At 50.3% G+C, this 17,042-nt stretch carries 13 protein-coding genes; 8 read left to right on the forward strand and 5 right to left on the reverse strand.

Going from position 1 to position 17,042, the window contains the following annotated elements:
• Positions 1–29 precede the first annotated feature (29 nt).
• Both H6F88_RS03315 and H6F88_RS03320 read left to right on the forward strand, forming a co-directional pair.
• Positions 30–1,409, forward strand: a complete 1,380-nt coding sequence (locus H6F88_RS03315; RefSeq protein WP_190641308.1) for a DUF697 domain-containing protein — start codon at positions 30–32, stop codon at positions 1,407–1,409.
• Between the two features lie 129 nt (positions 1,410–1,538).
• Entirely contained in the window at positions 1,539–2,141 is a 603-nt protein-coding gene (locus H6F88_RS03320) for a hypothetical protein (protein WP_190641309.1), read from the forward strand.
• A gap of 26 nt (positions 2,142–2,167) precedes the next feature.
• On the opposite strand, the gene ychF is transcribed toward H6F88_RS03320, so the two are convergent.
• The 4 genes from ychF to H6F88_RS03340 all read right to left on the reverse strand — a co-directional run bounded on the left by ychF (position 2,168) and on the right by H6F88_RS03340 (position 4,914).
• Positions 2,168–3,259, reverse strand: a complete 1,092-nt coding sequence (ychF, locus tag H6F88_RS03325; RefSeq protein WP_190641310.1) for a redox-regulated ATPase YchF — start codon at positions 3,257–3,259, stop codon at positions 2,168–2,170.
• A gap of 45 nt (positions 3,260–3,304) precedes the next feature.
• Complete coding sequence (locus H6F88_RS03330; RefSeq protein ID WP_190641311.1) at positions 3,305–3,598, reverse strand: gamma-aminobutyric acid A receptor, epsilon-like protein; 294 nt, start codon at positions 3,596–3,598, stop codon at positions 3,305–3,307.
• A gap of 582 nt (positions 3,599–4,180) precedes the next feature.
• The gene (locus H6F88_RS03335) at positions 4,181–4,378 is read right to left on the reverse strand and encodes a hypothetical protein (RefSeq protein WP_190641312.1); all 198 of its coding nucleotides are present in this window, start codon (positions 4,376–4,378) and stop codon (positions 4,181–4,183) included.
• A gap of 119 nt (positions 4,379–4,497) precedes the next feature.
• On the reverse strand, positions 4,498–4,914 hold the full coding sequence (locus tag H6F88_RS03340; protein WP_190641313.1) for a histidine kinase: 417 nt from the start codon (positions 4,912–4,914) through the stop codon (positions 4,498–4,500).
• A 212-nt stretch (positions 4,915–5,126) separates the two neighbouring features.
• Here H6F88_RS03340 and H6F88_RS03345 point away from each other — a divergent pair, with 212 nt between their 5' ends.
• Both H6F88_RS03345 and H6F88_RS03350 read left to right on the forward strand, forming a co-directional pair.
• The gene (locus H6F88_RS03345; protein ID WP_190641314.1) at positions 5,127–5,567 is read left to right on the forward strand and encodes a hypothetical protein; all 441 of its coding nucleotides are present in this window, start codon (positions 5,127–5,129) and stop codon (positions 5,565–5,567) included.
• A gap of 667 nt (positions 5,568–6,234) precedes the next feature.
• Positions 6,235–6,816 carry a hypothetical protein gene (locus tag H6F88_RS03350; protein ID WP_190641315.1) on the forward strand — a complete coding sequence of 194 codons (582 nt, stop codon included), beginning with the start codon at positions 6,235–6,237 and terminating at the stop codon, positions 6,814–6,816.
• Positions 6,817–7,134: 318 nt separating this feature from the next.
• On the opposite strand, the gene H6F88_RS03360 is transcribed toward H6F88_RS03350, so the two are convergent.
• Positions 7,135–7,434 carry a DUF4090 family protein gene (locus H6F88_RS03360; protein ID WP_190641316.1) on the reverse strand — a complete coding sequence of 100 codons (300 nt, stop codon included), beginning with the start codon at positions 7,432–7,434 and terminating at the stop codon, positions 7,135–7,137.
• Positions 7,435–7,747: 313 nt separating this feature from the next.
• Between H6F88_RS03360 and gndA the strand changes: the two genes are divergently transcribed.
• The 4 genes from gndA (at position 7,748) to H6F88_RS03380 (ending at position 17,016) form a co-directional block, all read left to right on the forward strand.
• Entirely contained in the window at positions 7,748–9,154 is a 1,407-nt protein-coding gene (gene gndA / locus H6F88_RS03365) for an NADP-dependent phosphogluconate dehydrogenase (RefSeq protein WP_190641317.1), read from the forward strand.
• Between the two features lie 815 nt (positions 9,155–9,969).
• A complete protein-coding gene (locus H6F88_RS03370) occupies positions 9,970–11,271 on the forward strand; it encodes a calcium-binding protein (protein ID WP_190641318.1) in 1,302 nt (433 codons plus the stop codon).
• A 40-nt stretch (positions 11,272–11,311) separates the two neighbouring features.
• Positions 11,312–13,585: a tetratricopeptide repeat protein gene (locus H6F88_RS03375; RefSeq protein WP_190641319.1), complete on the forward strand. Its 2,274-nt coding sequence runs from the start codon at positions 11,312–11,314 to the stop codon at positions 13,583–13,585.
• Between the two features lie 47 nt (positions 13,586–13,632).
• Positions 13,633–17,016, forward strand: coding sequence for a tetratricopeptide repeat protein (locus tag H6F88_RS03380; protein ID WP_190641320.1), 3,384 nt, complete (start codon positions 13,633–13,635; stop codon positions 17,014–17,016).
• Positions 17,017–17,042: the final 26 nt, after the last annotated feature.

Consider the following 17,042-nt stretch of genomic DNA (forward strand, 5'->3'; position numbering starts at 1 on the left):
GCACCTCACCCAAATCACACACAGCAAATGTGCAGTCCGGTTTGGCCAAAGTCAGACCGCAAGATTCTCACTTTAATCGCGCCCGAGTTAGTTTGCGGCAGGCGCTAAATCAATATACTCAGTTTTTGCGGGTGCCCAAGCGAGGTGGGGGCAGCATTGAGCTTCAGGCTGCAATTAAGGCAGACTTAGACCACATTTCTACAGCGCTCGATAAGCTTAATCACAGTGTTTTTCGGGTGGCGGTGTTTGGGTTGGTGAGTCGGGGCAAGTCGGCGGTGTTGAATGCCTTGGTTGGGCAAAAATTACTGCAAACGGGACCGCTCAATGGTGTGACGCAGTGGGCGCGTTCTGTTTACTGGTCGCCTTCGGTCGCAGGTGAACCCTTTCAGGTAGAACTGATTGACACACCTGGACTAGACGAAATTGGCGGACAGGCACGGGCTACCTTGGCGCGAGAGGTGGCGCAACAGGCTGACCTGATTCTATTTGTGATTGCGGGTGACATGACTCGCACCGAATATCGGGCGCTGATGGAATTACAGCAGGCGCATAAGCCGCTGATTTTGGTGTTTAACAAGACTGATCTTTATCCAGACCGCGATCGCCAAACTATTTACGAAAAGCTGCAAACCCTATTTGCTAGTAGCGGAGATCGATATCGTCCGATTCTTTCCCCGGACGACATTGTGATGGTAGCTGCTGATCCTGCACCAGTAGAAGTGCGAGTGGAATGGGAAGACGGACGCGTCACCCATGAATGGGAAGCCCCACCGCCCCAGGTGGATGAACTTAAGCAAAAGCTGCTAGAAATTTTGAACCGAGATGGGAAATCGCTGCTGTCCCTGAATGCGTTGCGACAGGCGAGAGAGTCAGAGGAGGCGATCGCCCACAAAACTTTAAAGCTGCATCAGGCGGAAGCCGAAGACTTGATCTGGCAATTTACCCGGTGGAAGTCCATTGCGATCGCCATCAATCCAATTGCTTTCCTGGATGTGTTGGGTGGTGCTGCAACTGATTTAGTCATGATCCGATCGCTAGCGCGGCTGTATGGGTTGCCGATGACTCGCTACGAAGCAGGTAAACTGTGGAATACGATTGTCTGGAGTTCAGGCGGACTGCTGCTAGGCGAATTGGGCAGCGGTTTGTTGCTGGGTGTGGGCAAGAGTGGTGCAGCCGTTGCCAGCGGGTTTGATAGCATTTCAGGATTTGCGGCTTATACAGGAGCGGCGATCGCCCAGGCAACCTTAGCAGGCTATGGCTCTTACCGAGTTGGCAAAGCTGCTCAAGTTTACCTGGAGCAAGGCTGCACTTGGGGACCGCTAGGAGCTAACACCGTCATTCAAGACATCCTCGAACAGATAGAGCCAGATAGCGTTGTTCATCGATTGCGCCGAGAATTAGGACAGTAGGGCACTTGCTCAGGCTTAAATCAGTCAACAAGCGCAGAAGCTAAAGTCACGAAAGTTAAGGTTGCACAGACCTAAGAAATGCAACTAGTACTTGCAAAAGCCACGCTCTAACTTCAGGGGAAGAATCACATGGAGCAACATCAAGATCGATCCCAGGATTACAGCAAAAATCTTGATAACTACGGCAGAAACCTTACTGCCAATACGCTATCGATTGCGGTATGGGTCGCGGCTTTAATTTCAGTGATTACAACCGGAGCCGTCACACTGATTATTCACGGCTATGACATTACCAATCCGGCTGCTCTGACAGGAATTCGCAGTACCAGAGAGCGACTAGATCAGCTAGAGCAACGCATGACTGATCTGGAAGCCAACATTCAGGGAAATAGTGATGACTCCTCCCTGGTCACGACCCTGGCAGATCTGCGAGCAGAACAGCAGCGGCTTCAGCAATCCATTAAAACGATGAAGACTGAGCAAGTTCGGCTTGAGCGCCAAACCCGTTCAGCCGAAACTCGTCTCGCCAATGTTGAGTGTGACCTGATCCAACACAACCTACAAGCTTACGGGACACGAGGACTTGAGCGAGGCGACTACCGCGTCGATCCAGCAACCTGCCAAACGGACGCTGCTGAATCTGGGGAGCAGGCTCCCGCTCAGTCAAATGGTCAATCCAACAATTCTCTGCCTCGTCAAATTATCCCTGCTAACCCAACCCCTGCTAACTAACGCTCAGGTGAATGGCGACTTAGCCCCTAAACGTTGAACCGGAACAGCAGCACATCGCCTTCCTGGACCACATACTCTTTGCCCTCACTGCGAACCAGCCCTTTTTCCTTGGCAGCGGTCATTGAGCCATTGGTCACAAGGTCTTTGTAAGCAACCGTTTCAGCCCGAATAAAGCCCCGCTCAAAGTCTGAGTGAATTACTCCGGCTGCCTGGGGTGCAAACATTCCCGCCTGAATTGTCCAGGCGCGAGTTTCCTTTGGCCCGGTGGTGAAATAGGTCCGCAGTCCCAGCAGTTCATAAGTAGCGCGGATCAGCGACTTTAAGCCCCCTTCCTCAACGCCGAGAGAGCCAAGGAAATCTGCCCTTTCTTCTTCGGGCAATTCGACTAGCTCTGCCTCAACTTGAGCAGAGACAACTACCACCTGGGCATTCTCCTGCACTGCCAAATTCCGCACCTGGTCAACCCAGCCATTTCCCTCTGCTAAATCGTCTTCAGAGACGTTAGCCGCGTAGATGATCGGTTTGCCCGTCAGCAAGCCTAGCGGCTTGACCCAGATTTCTTCCTCTTCATTGAGCGGCACCTGACGGGCAGATTTTCCTTCATTCAGGGCTGCTGCCAGTCTTTCTAACATTTCCAGCTCTGCCTGACCTTCTTTGCTAGAACGGGCTGACTTGCGCGTGCGCTCGATTCGCCGCTCGATTTGCGATAGATCGGCTAGCGCCAGTTCTAAATTAATTACCTCAATGTCGCGGAGCGGATCAATTGAGCCAGAAACGTGAATGATGTCATCATTTTCAAAGCAACGAACGACATGGACGATCGCATCCACTTCACGGATGTTGGCAAGAAACTGGTTGCCCAGTCCCTCGCCTTTACTGGCTCCCTTAACCAACCCCGCAATGTCTACAAACTCTACCCGCGTGGGCACGATTTCAGCCGATTCGGAGATTTTGGCTAAGACCTGTAGACGTTCGTCTGGCACTGCAACCACGCCGACATTCGGCTCAATCGTACAGAACGGGAAGTTAGCCGCTTGCGCCTTGGCATTTGCGACCAGAGCGTTGAATAAAGTAGATTTGCCTACATTGGGTAGTCCGACGATCCCGGCTCTTAGCATGTCGTTGTTGAAGAATCATAAGTCCAAAGTCCAGTTTTACAGGTTTTAGACCGGATCGGGTACTGCTGGCTGTGGAATTGGAGTCGGAATTGGCTGTGGAACTGGCGTAGGAATCGGTTCGGGCACCGGAGCCGGAATTGGTTGCGGAATTGGAGTGGGAATGGGCTCGGGGACTGGGCTAGGGATTGGTTCTGGGACGGGTCCAGGAACCGGGCTGGGTGTAGGGGACGGTTCTGGGATCGGCGGCAGTGGGTTGGGGTCAGGAATTGGTGAAGGGGGAAGTGGCTCTGTTCCAGGGATTTGAGGTCCGGGGTCAGGAGTTGGAGTGGGATAAATCAAGGCAGTTTGTTTTATTACTCAGCCTCTTTAGGGTAGGAAGCGATCGCCTCCTTTACCTCCTCCCAAAGAATGCAAATGGCAAATTCAAAAGGTCGATTTATAGCATTTTACTCGAAAGCTACAGATGAAAGGGCACCCCACCGAGCGGGGTGCCCTTTCATCTGTAGCCCTAATTTTTGGAATTGGTATTAGAAACGCAATCTGCCAGTTGTAATTAGTTGTAGCCCAGCAACAAGGGAGACAAACGCCAGGAAAAAAGTCCATAAGCTAGTCGGTCTCAGGACAACGCCACCACTAACGAAGACCAGTAGAATTCCTAGCCCAACCAAAACCCAGCCTAAGCTACCCGCACTTCGGTTAAAGAAAAGCAGCGCTACAACTCCGCTTGTGACTGCTAAGACTGAACCCGCAGCAGAAATATCGCGCCACCAATAGGGGGGCTGTTTGCGTAGTGAAAATGATATTTTGCCCTAGAAAGTAGATCCCGACTAGCAGTAGTGCTAATCCAATAAGTTTGAGTAGAAGCCGCATTGCCCGTGATAACGCTACTGCACAATCTTAGCCAGGCAAAGGGCGATCGCCCTAAAACGCTACATCTCTAAACTCGCGCAAGTAGAGTTGCTCCGATATCTGCACTTGAAACCACAGTCCTTGCTCAATACCGACTTCCAGAAAAACCTGGTCAGTAGCATCTGGACAATGGATCGTAGATAACCACTGCCAGCGCTTGTAGTCTTCTAAAGCTGATTCAAGCCGTTTCGTTTTACTGATCTGTCTCATGGGTAGACCTCAATGCTACTCCCCCTCCCTACTCTAGTCATTCAATCGCGTTCCTGTTGAATTCTTAAAGTTTAATTCTTGAAAAACATACGTTCTGTTAAGTGAGCACTTTTCAAAAATCAAATTGAGTTCCCCTGGATAGAGAGTCCGCTGTAAAGTTGTCCATCACCCGTCCATTCCTGGCAGGCTGCTAGTCCCGAGTTTGGGTCTTGCGAATAGGTGTCTGTCGGCACCCAAACCCGCACGGTTTGGTCAAGCAAAACCTGGTAGAGATATTCCACATCTGGCTTGAAGCTCAGTCCGATGCGCAGGTTTGAGAAGTCGTCTTCACAAATCTCAAACCCAAACCGCACGACGATTTGAGCAACTAGACATTCTGGAGTATCAGAATATTCTCCGGAAATGTCTCTTTCTTGCCAAAATTTCTCCAGGAATCGGTTCAGAATTGGCAAAACTTTGGCAGGGGAACCATTTCGACTGGCATAAATAATTGCCGGGTTGTCCTCTACAACGATGTGACAAGGAATATTAGCCATTTGCCTCCTGGATTAATTAGGTTAATCCTCGATTAATTTTTCTTATTACTATCTAGATATAGCAGTCCTAAATTAATTGTTTTAAGACGATCGGGTTGTGAGCGCACCCCGTCGGGGTGCGCTCACAACCTATTTAGGATTGCTACAGTGATGGGCTGAATTTGCTGTTCTTTTTCCCACATTCCCACCAGCACAGTTTAGGAGCATCGCGAGTGAACGCTGCCGAGCAAGCAATAAATTTTGAAGTTGCTACCCAGATCGCAACGGTCGTGAATTTGTTTAAGGCAGAGTTCCCAGATGTGAGGGCTGACCTGAAGCCTTGGGCAAATGACCCGGATACCCGTGAGCTGATTGATCCTGACTCGATCGACATTGGCTTTCACTTTCCAGGCAGGAGCCGGTTGTTTCAAAGCCGCAGTATTTTGCTCCAGATCCGGTTTCATGCCGATTTGCTGACCAACTCGTACCGGGCGATCGGCGTTGAGGCAGCTGGGTTTGACCATCAAGGTAAGCAGTGGCAGTTTTCTACCATCCAGGATTGGTGCTTTGTCGGCGTAAGCTGTCCCTCGACCGAGACTGGAGAGCAGTTTAAGCGGCTTTGTCGGCAGATTCTTGAGTTGTTTAATCAGGCTGAAGAAAAGCTTGAGGGGTAAGCAGCTATTTGAAAAATTGTTCTTTTCCGATAATTTGTGTTGCAGGGAGAAAAGTAGGCAAGATGGGGCAGACAGTGTGTGTTTTCCTAATTTGTGTTGCAGAAGTGCTGACAGAAGACGAAGTGTCCAACATAATGGTTGTGAAAAACCTGTGAATTCTGCTTTACTAAAGTTAAAGTTCTGATAAGGGTAATTTCACAACTCTTGACTTTGTTCCTGAATTAAGCGATCGCCCCATTTGAGTCCTTGCAGGTTGGTGTGAGTTAAGCGTTCACCTATGGGTTCATCTCTGGCTTAAATGGGTTGATGGGAGTCACTGGGGACGTGGGTGCAATCCCCATAAAGATTAGGGTGTGAGTTTGTTAGGGTGCGACAGTTAAACGAAACGCAAGAATGCAGTGCAAGTAAAGCAATGCAAAGTGGGCTAGGCATTATCTACCGTGCTTCAGCCGACTAACCGGGGAAGCATTTACCGCAGTCAAAAAAAATTCATTCAAACTTTCCGGATGAGCCATTGACTTCACAGAATTATTAAGTACAGGCTCTACCTGACGAAAGTTTCCATGAAGAATTGCACGTTTAGGAGTTCATTCTCCTAGGCGACGTGTCCTAGCGGTAATTTTGGCGGCTAATGACCTAGCAAGTACAGCCATTCTAGGGGGACTCTATGGCAGAGCAATTGAGATTTCAGACTGAATACGCGCAAGAAGGTGCAATACGTCAACCCCAAGTCGATTTCGCTGAAGTGCCAGATCGGGTGGGCTTGCCGCTACAAGATGTAGATTTTTCTCCATCTGAGTTAGCTAATGCTACGCCAGCTTGTATTCATCTTGATTTGGAGGAACTGGACTGTTTTGAGGTCGTTGATCAGCAGTTCCAGGAGCATGGGGTCGAATTCTCAAATGCGATCGCTCTGCATCCCTCTAATCCAGCTTTTCCATCTCGTTCTGGTTCCAAGGTGTTGATTGGTTCACCCAAAAACGGCTGGGTTGAGGCGACTTTCCGCTGCCCGGTTCGATTTGTCAGTGGGTTTGTCACCAGCTCTCGCCGCACGGTGCTAGCCGCTTTTGATGCCAACAATCAGCCCGTTGCTCAGGCAGAAACTCCGGGGGCAAATCTGGCAGGGTCGGGGTCCGACGTTCCGCCGAATGTGCAGCTTAGCTTGAAGGCGGCAAACATTCACCGGATCACGTTTTATGCCTTCGATGGGCAACTGACGCTGAACGATTTTAGCTTCAGCTTCCAGTAGCACCCCGCTTAATGGAGATACTTTTGAATGTGAAAGCCTGCTTTCACGTTCAAAAGTCATTGTTGCAATCGTTAAAGCTTTCAACAGTGCTAGTTCTTAAGTTTGAGTTTGAAGTGAATGGGTTCTTTGGCGCTAAGCGGATGTACGGGCTGACCTCGCTGTAGCGCCAAAAGTTCCCTGACTCAACTAGCTCTGTGCTGACTTGGAGGACTGTCTCCATGCGCGATCGCCATTCCATGCCCAAACTGACAACTTCAGAAGGGCAAAAGCTTTTTTCAGCGTCTCTTTGAGAAATTAGCTCTTATGAGAAATTAGCTTTTATTTGCCGCCATAGTAAAAGGCGATTTCTTTTTCCTTTAATGGCGCAAAGTCGGCTGCAACCAGCATTTGATCGAGTTCTGCCTGGGAAATGTGCTTGGCTCCAATGCGGACAATTCGCGATCGCATCGTATTTGAAACGCCGCTGCGCTGCCGCCCTGCTTCCAGTCCCATCACTTTGTGATAGAGGTCTAGTTTAGCTTGGGGAATGGGTGAGCCATCAAAATCGTTTCCGCTGGCGATCGCTACATCGATAGCATCTGCACCCGTTGTTTGACTAGGATTTACTTCAGCAGCCATAGGAGTTCGTTGGGGAATGCGCTTCAAAGTGTACGCAGGCATTTTACCAGGGGGCGATCGCCCCTGTGATACTGATTCGATTATTTGAAGGCGCATTCTACACGGGACACGCCTTGAATAGACCTCCTGCATGAATGGGGGCGCGGCTTCGCCGCGCCCCCATTCATGCTTAAAAAATGATCCATGCAGAATGAATGTGAGAACAGCATGAGAGGCATAAAGAAAATCTTTGCTGAGCCTTGGTTCTCCAAAAAGTTGACTACTCTGAAGGGGATGAAGTCCCCAGCGCTATCACAAGCAAGCAGAGAGTCTTATGGCACAGAGTTTTGGTTTAATTGGCTTAGCAGTGATGGGTGAAAACCTGGCGCTTAACGTCGAGCGCAACGGGTTTCCGATTACGGTATACAACCGTTCACCCGAAAAAACAAACACGTTTATGGCAGAACGCGCTCAGGGCAAGAACGTTGTAGCTGCCTATTCGTTAGAAGAATTCGTTCAATCCCTAGAGCGTCCCCGCCGAATTCTCGTCATGGTGAAGGCGGGTGGTCCTGTCGATGCAGTGATCGAGCAACTCAAACCCCTGCTAGAGCAGGACGACATGATTATTGACGGTGGCAACTCTCTCTATGAGGACACCGAACGTCGAGTTAAAAACCTGGAATCAACGGGTCTACAATTTATCGGCATGGGAGTCAGCGGTGGTGAAGAAGGCGCACTCAATGGCCCTAGCCTGATGCCCGGTGGCACCCGCGCTGCGTATGAGGCGATCGAGCCAATCGTCACCAAAATTGCCGCTCAAGTAGACGATGGACCTTGCGTGACCTACATCGGGCCAGGTGGTTCAGGGCACTACGTCAAAATGGTGCATAACGGCATTGAATATGGTGATATGCAGCTGATTGCAGAAGCCTATGACCTCTTGAGAAACACGCTGGGGCTTGACCACAACCAGCTTCAGGAGGTGTTTGCTGAGTGGAACACCACCGATGAACTCGACTCTTTTTTAATCGAGATTACCGCTAACATTTTCAAGAAACTCGACCCGGATACCGGGATGCCCCTGGTAGACGTAATCATGGACGCAGCAGGGCAAAAAGGCACAGGACGCTGGACTGTCGTTAGCGCTCTAGAATTAGGCGTAAGCATTCCCACGATCACGGCGGCAGTCAATGCGCGTATCATGTCGTCCTACAAAAAAGAGCGGGTAGAAGCTTCTAAGCAGCTATCGGGCCCAACGGGCAAATATGACGGCGATACCCAGAGCTTCATCAATAAAATTCGGGATGCGCTCTACTGCTCTAAGATTTGCTCCTACGCTCAGGGCATGGCACTGATCGGCAAAGCATCCCAAGAGTTTAACTACGGCATCGACCTGGGTGAAACGGCGCGAATTTGGAAAGCTGGTTGCATTATTCGGGCACGCTTCTTGGGCAAGATCAAACATGCCTATGACGAGAACCCCCAGCTTGCTAACCTGCTGCTCGCACCTGAATTCGTTCAAACGATTCTCGATCGTCAGGAGGCTTGGCGAGAGGTGCTGGCTGTTGCGGCTAAGCTAGGAGTTCCGGTTCCTGCATTTAGCGCATCGCTGGACTACTTTGATAGCTATCGGCGCGATCGCCTTCCCCAAAACTTGACTCAAGCTCAGCGTGACTACTTCGGTGCTCATACTTACGAGCGTACCGACAAGCCTGGAGTATTCCACGCAGATTGGTTCTAAAGCTCGATTTATCTATCATGCATGGGGCAGGGTTTCACCCTGCCCCATTTTTTGTCCTAATTGCATTTAGGGGATTTATACCACTGCAAGTTCTGGCGATCGCTCTGTGAATTATGTCCGTTCCGGAGTGATATCTGAAAATTCACAGAATCTTTAAAAAGAGCTTTTCCTTCCCTTGTGCATTCCCTTCAATCTTCGATTCGTCAGTCTTTTGAGCGACTGGAAGCGATCAGCTTAAGTCTTGATTTTGCTCAGAATTTTGATCCCCTTGCGCAACTCAGCGATTCAACCTGCTACCAGAGGTGTATAACATTAAGGTCAAGCAGCAGCTTGCAGCCAAAATGTTTGAATCTGTTCAAGCAGCCTTAATATCAAGCGCTGAAAAAGCGTCGCTCTGATGCAGACCATTCCAAACGGTTCTGTAAGATAGCTACAAAACACAGACCAAAATGATGTGTATCATCCATTTAGTATTCAGAGTAACTGCAATTTTTTACAACGAAATCTACTGAACTGCTGGCTAAAGTCTGTGTTCAGAAATATTTGACTAATCCGTCTTAACCTACTTAGGATTCAAGCTGTTTTTACATTCAGGAAAAGTCTAAAAGCATTGCGCTGATTCACTCTTGTTGAAAGAAAGACAAGAGTCTGTTTGAATGAAATGTGGTATAAGAAGAAGACTGCAATCACATCTACTACCTCCAAAGATAGAATTTTTAGAAACTCAGGGTCGATTTCTTGTATGGTTGCAACTGCGTAGCTAAAAAGTTTGAACGTGCAAACAATCTACCACCCAGTTTGATAGAGGAGTCCTGATGTCGGAAGTCGTTGTTCAGCCACCTGGTGGTACGCCACCTACACCTGTTTTTTTCGGGCTAAGGGCAATCAGTAGTCGAGCCATTGTCTTGAGAAGACCTTCTCCCGAAGGCCCGATTATTGCTTTTGGGAGCAATAGCAATGACAGCATTCGAACAGTTTCCCGAAGTAATACAGATCGGTTTATCCTCCGGGGCGTCGATGGAAACGACACTTTAGAGGGCGGTGCCAACAACGACAGGCTCTTGGGGGGGCGTGGCAGTGATCTCCTCTCCGGTGGCAGAGGTAGAGACGTCGTCTATGGGGAGTCGGGAGCTGACCGAGCTTATGGAGGCAGCGAAGGCGACTTGCTCTTTGGTGGTGCCGATAATGATGAACTCTTTGGCGAACAAGGGGCAGATGCTCTGCGCGGCGAGGCAGGCAACGATCGCCTCTATGGTGGCAGAGATAATGATCTGCTCATAGGTGGTGCTGCCGATGACGTAATGTTGGGTGACCAAGGTGTGGATCGTTTGCGCGGCGGGGACGGCAACGATCGCCTCTATGGTGGCAGCGAAAGCGATCGCATCCATGGGGATAATGGCAACGATATTATCTTTGGAGATGCTGGTAACGATCTGGCAATGGGAGGCTCTGGCAACGACCAAATTTATGGCGGCGTAGGCAACGACCGCCTGCTAGGCGGTATCGGGGATGACATTGCCTTCGGAGATGCCGGAAACGACACCGTTGCCGGAGAAGAGGGCAACGATCGTCTCTATGGTGGCAGTGGCAGGGATGCTGTTGTCGGTGGTGCTGGAGACGACGTAATTTTTGGAGATGTCTCCCGGCGAGGAGATAGTGGAGTCGATGGTAATGATCGCCTCTTTGGTGGCGATGGCAGCGATCGCCTCTCTGGTGACGGTGGTGATGATTTGCTCTCCGGCGACGCAGGCGCAGACGTGCTGACGGGTGGTGCTGGCAGAGATACGTTCCGCTTGGGTGAAGACTCAACAGGTAATGGGCAGCTAGACCGAATTCTGGACTTTACCCCGGGCGAAGACACAATTGAGATGAGTCGCTCGTTGTTGCCAGGAGCCAACCTTGGGACAGGGCAATTAAGCGCAGAAGATTTCACTATTGTTCAAAACATTAACTCGGTAACAACCTCCCCGCTCGGTCAGTCAGAGGTTCGTGCCAGAGTGATTTATGAACAAAGCACTGGTCTAGTGTATTACTACTCTGGCAACGGTCAGAGCGTTGCACTATTCCAATTGCAGAGCAACCTTAATCTCAGTGCTTCTGCCTTTGAGATTTTTTAGTTGGAAAGGATAAGGAATGGAGGATGAGGGATGAAAGCTTTTGTCCCTCATCGGTCGGTCTAGCTACCAGAGAGCTTTAGCATTGCAACTGCAACTGCACCAGTTACATTACAACCTGGGTCATGTTCTGCATCAGCAGGAAGATCTGCCAGGAGCGATCGCCAGTTATCGACAGGCGATCGCTTTGTGCCCTAGCCATGCCAGCGCTCATTACAACTTGGCAGTAGCGCTGGATGAACAGGGACAAACTGAGGCGGCGATCGCCTATTACCGCCAGACCATCTTGCTGCAAGAGTCTGAGAATGATTCTGAGAATAATTGGAATCAGCTTTCTCTGAAGGCTTACCTGAATCTAGGTCAGGCACTCATCCAGCAGGGACAGTTGGATGAAGCTATTCAAACTTGCCAGCAGGTACTGGCTGGAAATTTGAGCCATTCTGCCTCAGCAGAATTTTACTGCTGCTTAGGTCAGGTATTTGTGGCTCAGGGGCAGGTGAATCGGGCGATCGCTGCTTATCAAAGTGCAATTTCACTACAGCCTGACTTAGCTGTAGCGCATTACGAACTGGGGAAACTTTGGCAACGGCAGGGACAATACGCCGCTGCGGTTAGCTGTTTTCAGCAAACCATCCAACTTCAGCCCGACCAGTCAGAGGTGTATGGCAACTGGGGTTCAGTGCTATTGAGATTGGGCAAGTTCAATGAGGCAATGTTGTGCTGGCAGCGGGCGATCGCCCTCCAACAAATTTTTGTGGAATCGTTTTGTCAGCGAGTCGCTACCCTGACGGAAACAGACTCCTTGACGCAAGCAAAAGTCGCCTGCGGTCGGTTTCTCACGGCGCTTCAGCATCAGCCTGACGACCCAACCGTCCTGACTTACCTCCAGCAAACCTACCTGCATCTAGCGAATGCGCTGACCGAATACGGCGGTAGCGGTATCTATCAGCAAGCCGAAACCTATTATCATCAAGTTCTTCAACTTGAGCCGCAGAATCCCATTCTGCATCTGCGGCTAGCAGACTGCTTAGTCAAACAGCAGCGATTGGAGGAAGCGATCGCCCACTACCGCCAGGGTTTAGGGAACTGCAAAGCTTCAGCAACAACCCAACTAGAAGTTCTAAATCCCCTAGCCCCTAGCCCCCAGCCCCCAGCCCCTTCCCCCTGCCTTGGACTTAACTGCCCCCCCTGCCTCACCCAAATCTTTCGCTCCTTCGATCCAATTCACTTGGGCAGAGGAATTCACACCTTGAGTAGCCGGGAGACAATCGCCCCTGACCCTGCTCCCCTTGCCGTTGCAAAAATTGCCGGAGGTCGTGCCTGGATTGCACCCCAGAAAAATTACTGGCAGGTTTGCAATGCGATCGCTATTTTCACTTCCGACAATGACCTGTTAGCAGACCTTTCCCGCGAATATCCAGGGCAGCTACCCGGGTGCCAGAATGCTCAAACTCACCATCGCGTGTTTGACCTGAACGAATTTCCGCCGCTGGAGCAAATTCAGGGAAAGGTTGCTGTTTTATCAGGGCTTTCAGGACACGTTTACTTTCACTGGATGGTGGATGTGCTGCCGCGCCTGGAACTGCTTCGGCAGAATGGCATTGCTTGGAATGAAATTGATTATTTCTTGGTGAATAGCTATCAACAGCCCTTCCAAAAAGAGACGCTCACTCAACTAGGAATTCCGCTAGAGAAGGTATTAGAGAGCGATCGCAATCCTTACCTTGAGGCAGAGTGGTTAATTGTTCCTTCCTTTGCCGGACATTTGGGCTGGGCACAAACATGGGCAGTCGATTTTTTGAGACGCGAGTTTTTGCCGCAAAACTCTGCAACAATATCTGGTACGGGTCATCTTAAAAAATCTTTTGAATATCCTGAACGGCTTTACATCAGTCGCTCTAAAGCTCGATATCGGAACGTCTTGAATGAGACAGAAGTCATTCACCTGCTAGAGCAATATGGGTTTGCTGTAATCACGCTAGAATCGCTTTCCTTCCAACAGCAAATTGCTCTATTTGCTGCGGCAAAAGTAATTATTGCCCCCCACGGTAGCGGCTTAACCAATTTGGCATTTTGTCGCTCTGGCACTAGAGTTGTGGAACTTGTTTCACCCCATTACATCAGACATTATTACTGGGTGATCAGCCAATATCTTCAGCTAGAGCATTATTATCTGCCAGGTGAAGGATTGGCTTGCCAACCCTTGCGTGAATTGATGTATCAAAACCCTTTAACGGAAGATATTTTAGTGGGGCTTGATGCGCTCCAAAGTTTATTAAAACGAATGGATTTAAACCCTATTTCAACCCGAATGTGACTGAATTTGAACCGAACCCGTGCATCTGAACGCAAAGGACGCTGAATATGGTTTCAACTGTAGACTCAACAACGGCAGCCGCCCATTTTGCTGCAAAAGCCGAAGCTCATCTGAGTGCAGGACGGTTAGACGATGCGATCGCCACCTGTGAGCAAGCGTTGACCATTCAAGCTGACTTTGCTCCTGCCTGCAAATTGCTGGGAAATGCCCTGCAAAAGGCAGGCAAAACCGAAGCGGCCATGGGTTGGTATCAAAAGGCTTTGACGATTCAGCCGGACTGGGCAGAAGCGCACGCTAACCTGGGCAGCCTGCACGCACAGCAGCAGCAGTGGCAGCAGGCTATCGCCCGTTTCCAAAAAGCGATCGCCCTCAAGCCCAATTTTGCTGGAGCGTTCCGCAACTTGGCGCGAGTGCTAACCCACACCGGAAACTCCAAAGCGGCGGCTGAGTGCTGGTATCAGGCGTTGGCGCTGGAGCCAGATAAAGCGCAGCCCGAAGACCACGTCAATCTGGGCAATGTGCTGTTTCGCCAAGGAGACCTATCCAAAGCGATCGCCTGCTATCGTCGAGCCATTCAGCTTGATCCTGACGTGGTGGGAGCCTACCAAAACCTGGCAGAAGCGCTGAGGCAACAGGGCGAATTGGACGAGGCGATCGCCTGCTACCGCAAAGCAATTGAACTGAGCAGCGCCAATCCTGAAGCTGACTCATCTCCCTCTCCTACGGTGCCACTAAATGGCAGCAACGGACATTCCCTCGGCTCAGCAAATGGAAATGGAAATGGCGTGAAGGGAGGGGATTCCCTCAATGGCAACGGTTCCACGAACGGCAAGCTTTCTCTAAATGAAAGCCATACGAATGGGAGCCATTCCCTCAACGGTGGACGGTCTGAGAATGGGAAGTCGCCCAGCCAGCCTCCGATTCAAAAAGCAGCCACTTACTGTGTCGAGGGCAAATGGGATCAGGCGATCGCTGTCTGTGAGCAAACCATTTCTCAGGCGCAGCGGGAAACGGCAGCGGCTCATGCCACTCTGGGTAAAGCCCTGCAAGCTAAGGGCAGACTCGCCGAGGCGCAGCGGCATTACACCGAAGCGTTAGAAATTCAGCCAACGGCAGATGTGCTGACCAGCCTCGGAACGCTGCACACGCAAAATCGCCAGTGGCAGGAGGCGCTGACCTGCTATCAACGAGCGATTGCCCTTAACCCCAACTTTGCCGAAGCGCACCGCAGCCTAGCAAAAGTTTGGCAGCAGCTCGGTAAACCTGAACTGGTGGCAGACTGCTGGTTTCGAGCATTCACTCTAGAGCCACGCTGGGCAACGGCAGAGGAACACCTGAGCCTGGGCAACACGCTGCTAGAGCAAGACAAACTGGAGCAGGCGACCACTTGCTATCGTCGCGCTCTGGAGCAAAATCCTGGTTTTTCTGAGGCGTATCACAATCTCGGTGAGGTGTTTGGTCGTCAGCAAAACTGGCAAGAAGCGATCGCCTCCTACCGCAAAGCGATTCAGCTTCAGCCGAATGCAGATTCTTACCACAGCCTGGGCAAGATTTTGGCGCAGCACGAACGCTGGGAAGAAGCTGCTGCCTGTTACCAGAAAGCGACGAATTTTCAGGCAAATGGGTGGGAGCTTCACTACAACCTGGGCAATGCGCTGCTTAATCTTGAGCAATGGGAAACGGCCGCTGCTGCCTACCGTCGCTCGATTAAACTTAAGTCCGATTTTTCCTGGTCGCATCACAATCTAGGCAATGCGCTGCTGCAACTAGAGCGTTGGCAAGAGGCGACGGATGCGTTCCAGCGAGCAAATGAGTTAAACCCCAATTTTCAATGGTCACACGTCAATCTAGGCGACGCGCTAGCCGGACAGGGACAGTGGGAAGGAGCGATCGCCGCCTACCGCCACGCCCTGCGAATGCAGCCAGATCTACCTGCACTTCAGCAAAAACTGGGCGATGCGCTGCAACAGCGAGCCAAGTCAGATTTACAAAGCGCCTTTGATTGCTATGTTCGGGCAATTGAGCTACATCCTGACGACGTACAGCTTTACTATCAAGCGTTGGAAATTCAGTCTGACAATGCTGAACTGCACTTGAAACTGGGACTGACGCTGGCAAAACAAGGACGAATCGATGGAGCGATCGCCTTTTGTCAGATGGCAATCCAGCTTCAGCCCGATTACACCGAAGCGCATTTTGAACTGGGTAAAATCCTGGAGCGACACAATCAGCTAGAGTCTGCGATCGCCTGTTACCAAAAAGCGATCGAGCTGAAGCCTGAGTTTGTCTGGCACCATCAATGTTTGGGTGAAACACTGGCAAAGCAAGACCGTTGGCAAGAAGCGATCGCCTGCTACCAGGAAGTGATCGCCCTTGACCCAGATATTCCTTGGTCTTATCACCACATGGGTAAGGCGCTAGCGCAACAGGGACATCTGGAGGAAGCGATCGCGTCCTTCCAGAAAACGCTCGACCTCAGCCCTAACCATGCCTGGTCCTATTACTTCATGGCAGATAGCTTTGCCCGTCAGCGCCAGTGGCAGGAGGCGATCGCCTGTTACCGCAAAGCGGTAGAACTGGAACCTCATTCTTTTGTGATTCAGGCAGCACTGGCTGAGACGCTGGCAAAACAAGGAGATTTGGAAGAGGCGGTAACTGCCTATCAGCGATCGCTTCAGCTTAACCCCCAGGCATCGTGGGCCTATTCGCGTCTGGGTGAAGTGTTTGCCAAGCAGGGACAAGTGGAAGAGGCGATCGCCGCTCAGCAACAGGCAATTCAAATTGACCCGGACAACCTTCAGCCATATCACAAGCTAATTGAAATGCAGCCTGAACAAATGGATTGGTATCTGCAATTAGGCGATGCTCTGGTTGCTCAAGCTCAGCTGAATCAGGCAATCATTATTTACCAAATTGCGCTCGATCGACACCCTAGTTCAGACTTGGTTCGAGTGAAACTGGCAGAGGTTTTGCGACAACTGGGCGATAGCTTAATTGAGCAAAATAAACCCGAAAAAGCGATTGCTCCTTATTGTCATGCGACTGAATTAAATCCTGATTTGTCTGAATTGATTTTGCAGCAGGTTGAAGTTAACTGTCCTCAAATCTATTCGCTGCTGCAGATTAAACTGACCTGTCAGTCTCAAATACAATCGGTAGATTCATCTGAGCCGATTGTTACGGAACTAATCACCAATTCACTTAGCAGCTTATCTAGACAAGTTGAGCCATTAGTTGAAGCTTTGGTGCCTCAATTAGCACTTGACGAAGTGGCGATCGCTCCTTACTCCCAAGTGGTGCAGGAAATAACGCATTCCGAAGATTTACTTTTAGCGTCAGAAGAATTCTCTTCCCCAACCTGGGTACCACTAAATCGATGGATTAAATCTCTTTTCAAGCAGTCCTGGAATCGCAAATCACAACTTGAATAAGGCAACGAGAAATTAAATTGTTTTTC

The organism is Oculatella sp. FACHB-28 (assembly GCF_014696015.1).
Classification (GTDB): domain Bacteria; phylum Cyanobacteriota; class Cyanobacteriia; order Elainellales; family Elainellaceae; genus JAAUTN01.